General features: G+C 67.3%; 2 protein-coding genes, 2 tRNA genes and 1 pseudogene. 1 reads left to right on the forward strand and 4 read right to left on the reverse strand.

The features are described 5' to 3' along the window. Positions 1-118 (reverse strand): annotated as a pseudogene (locus FNH04_RS49205) (HGxxPAAW family protein); the annotation flags it as partial. Between the two features lie 121 nt (positions 119-239). Between FNH04_RS49205 and FNH04_RS44180 the strand changes: the two are divergent. Next, positions 240-716: a MarR family winged helix-turn-helix transcriptional regulator gene (locus FNH04_RS44180; RefSeq protein ID WP_152791868.1), complete on the forward strand. Its 477-nt coding sequence runs from the start codon at positions 240-242 to the stop codon at positions 714-716. A gap of 21 nt (positions 717-737) precedes the next feature. Here FNH04_RS44180 and FNH04_RS44185 read toward each other — a convergent pair whose 3' ends face one another. The 3 genes from FNH04_RS44185 to FNH04_RS44195 all read right to left on the reverse strand — a co-directional run bounded on the left by FNH04_RS44185 (position 738) and on the right by FNH04_RS44195 (position 2,515). Continuing rightward, positions 738-1,565 (reverse strand): DUF2637 domain-containing protein, encoded by an 828-nt coding sequence (locus FNH04_RS44185; RefSeq protein WP_152791869.1) that lies wholly within the window; start codon positions 1,563-1,565, stop codon positions 738-740. 546 nt (positions 1,566-2,111) lie between these two features. Then, positions 2,112-2,184, reverse strand: a tRNA-Arg gene (locus FNH04_RS44190). Positions 2,185-2,424: 240 nt separating this feature from the next. After that, positions 2,425-2,515 (reverse strand) — tRNA-Ser (locus tag FNH04_RS44195). Between the last annotated feature and the right edge of the window lie 292 nt (positions 2,516-2,807).

Raw genomic sequence — 2,807 nt, forward strand, 5'->3', positions numbered from 1 at the left:
CCCCCAAAGCGCTGCCCGTACAGATCCCGACCCCGACCACGACGGTCCCGACGGTGGCGATACCGAACCCGGTCCACCCCGCCACGGTGTGCCCTTCGTCGTACTGATGCGCGCTCACGCCGTACGCCCCCCTTCTCACCCCGCCTTAGAATCCATCAACCCCTCATTACTAAGAAGTTAAACACATAAACTTCTCACGCACTAAGAGATTTCCGCTGAGCGACTGCCGAGGAACGACCATGCAGGGCAAACCCCGTCCACCCGCCACTCCCGCGGAGACACTGACCGCGATGGACCACCTGATCGCGACGAGCATGATCGGTCAGCAGGAGATGGCCGAGCGCCTGGGCGTGACGGTCACGGACCTCACCTGCTTCGCCTACGTCCTGGAGGCGGGGGAGAACCTGCTCACGGCCGGCGACCTGGCCGCCCGGGCCCATGTCACGACGGGCGCGGTGACCGGCATCCTCAACCGTCTCGAACGCGCCGGCTACGTCACCCGCCGCTCCGACCCCGAGGACCGCCGACGAGTCCGCGTGGCCGCCACCGCCTACGCCGCCGAACGGGCCCATGCCCTCTACGCCCCGTTCTACGAACGCCTCAACGAACTCTTCGCCGACTACTCCGCCGACGAGATCGCGGTCCTGCACGACTGGTTCAGCCGCACGGGCAGCGTGATGAAGCAGTACCTGGAGGAACAGCGGGACGAAAACTGAGCCCTCCCGCGGCGACGGAGATCAGGCGCCGGCCTTCTTCTTCGGATGGGTGGCGGCGGGCGCAGGAGGCGGCGCGGAAGCACGACGCCGGCGGACGGTCTTGCGGGGCGGCCGGGTGAGGGTGATCTGACGGACGAGCTGCTGGAAGCAGGCGAGTGAGGCGAGGGCGGGAAGAGCACCGGTTGCCACACCGGTGATGGTCCTGGGCGACTGCGCGATGCACAGGAGCATCGCGACGCTGGTGAAGAAGAGCACGACGCACCAGGAGTGCGCGGCACGGCGCCGGTGGAGAGCGGCGCGGAGAATGGACAGGGTGGCGACCAGCCAGGGGCCGTAGACAAGCAGCGGCCACAAGTAGCCCGCGCCGTAAGCGGTGTGGATGCCGGGGAGGCGGCGGAGCGGGTCGTAGGCGATGACCCCGCCGAGCACGCTGACCATCGAGACGATGACGGCCGCGACCGCGATGATCAGGTAACTGACCCTCTGCACCGGACTGAGCGTGGGCTTTCGCGGGGGAACCCGCCGATGTCCGGGTGCGCTGCGCACGCGCGGCAGTTCCTCGGTGACCTGCGTCAGCCCGGCGAGCCGTTCGGCGGCGGACATTTCCTCGGCGGGTTCGTCCGGAGGTGAGTCCGCGGGGAACGTACCGCCCTCGACCGCGGCCTGGTCGCTCAGCAGGTAGGCCAGTTCCTCCGCCGGGTCCCACGACGGGGTGAAGGGGGCGAACGAGGTGAAAGGCTGCTCTCCGGCCCCCGCGTAGGGGTACTCGGAGTCCGTGTACGGCCATGCCGTGGCGCCCGGATCGAGGCGGGTCCCGCCCATTCCATGACCGCTGTACGTCTCAGACATGACGGAACCCCCCTCCCCGGTTCCCCTGCCTTCCGACAGCTGATCCACCAGGAGTGCGGATCCACGGCGCGAAGGTCCACCCTCCCTGCGAGAGCACACGGCCACCAAAGCGGGAATCCGCGCCGGGCGAAGGGCCCCATGGCGCAGTTGAGGACGTCGCTGCAGTCATACCCCACCAACGCCGGACACAAGGGAGCAGATGCCCGCCAACCGAGTGATGGGTTTGCTCCATATGGGTGCTTCACGAGCGTTTCGCGAAGAGAACCACGCCCCCAGCGCGGTTGGGGCTCTTTGATGCCACGCGCACATACCCGTGTTGCGGAGGAGGGTGCCCGAGGCTGAGTTCCGTGTGGAGCTGTGACTGCGTTAGGGCGGTGGAGCAGGAGCAAGTCCGTGACCTCACCAACTCCCGCCCCCTCGACCGCGGCCGCCATGAACCAGGAGGGCGACCACCACCACCGCCTGCGACCCCAACCGGGGTGAGTACGGACGATCAAACCCCGAAACACCAGGGGCCCCGGATCTCTCCGGGGCCCCTGGCCTGTGCGCACTCGGCAGGATTCGAACCTGCAACCTTCTGATCCGTAGTCAGATGCTCTATCCGTTAAGCTACGAGTGCCTGTGTGTTCTGTTGTGTTGCTCTTCCTTCCGGGCTTTTTCGGCCCGGTCGGCGTTGCGGGAACAACATTACATGACTGGCGGCGTGAGGCGAAATCCGTTTACCGCACCCGGACTGACCTGCAAAAACGGTCCAGCGATGGCTCCGACGCCACCCGCCGCGGACGCCTCCGGGAGCCAGCATCCCGGCCACGAACGGCCGAAGCCCCGGTCGTCGGGGACCGGGGCTTCGGGAGCAGAGCGGAGGCGGAGGGATTTGAACCCTCGATGGGCTTTAAGGCCCAAACCGCATTAGCAGTGCGGCGCCATAGACCGGACTAGGCGACGCCTCCAGCACAACCGCCCGCGTCAGTACGAGTGGTGCGTGCAGATGATGACACAGCCGAGCGGGCTGTCACCAATCGCCCCCCACGGTACTAGGCGGAGAGGCCGCAGGGCAAAGCCGTATAGCGGTTCGGATGTCGTTGCGGATCTTGCGGACGGGGTTGCGGCCCGCGATCTCTCGGAACCGTTCCGCGGCTGCCGGCTGTCGGCTGTCAGCGGTCCTTGGCGCAACCGTGCGCGGGTCCTGGCGTTAGTCAGGGCATGTTGCGGCCTTCCCCCTCATCTGCAGCCCCATCGTCC

The sequence above is a fragment of the Streptomyces phyllanthi genome (genome assembly GCF_009377205.1).
GTDB lineage: Bacteria > Actinomycetota > Actinomycetes > Streptomycetales > Streptomycetaceae > Streptomyces > Streptomyces phyllanthi.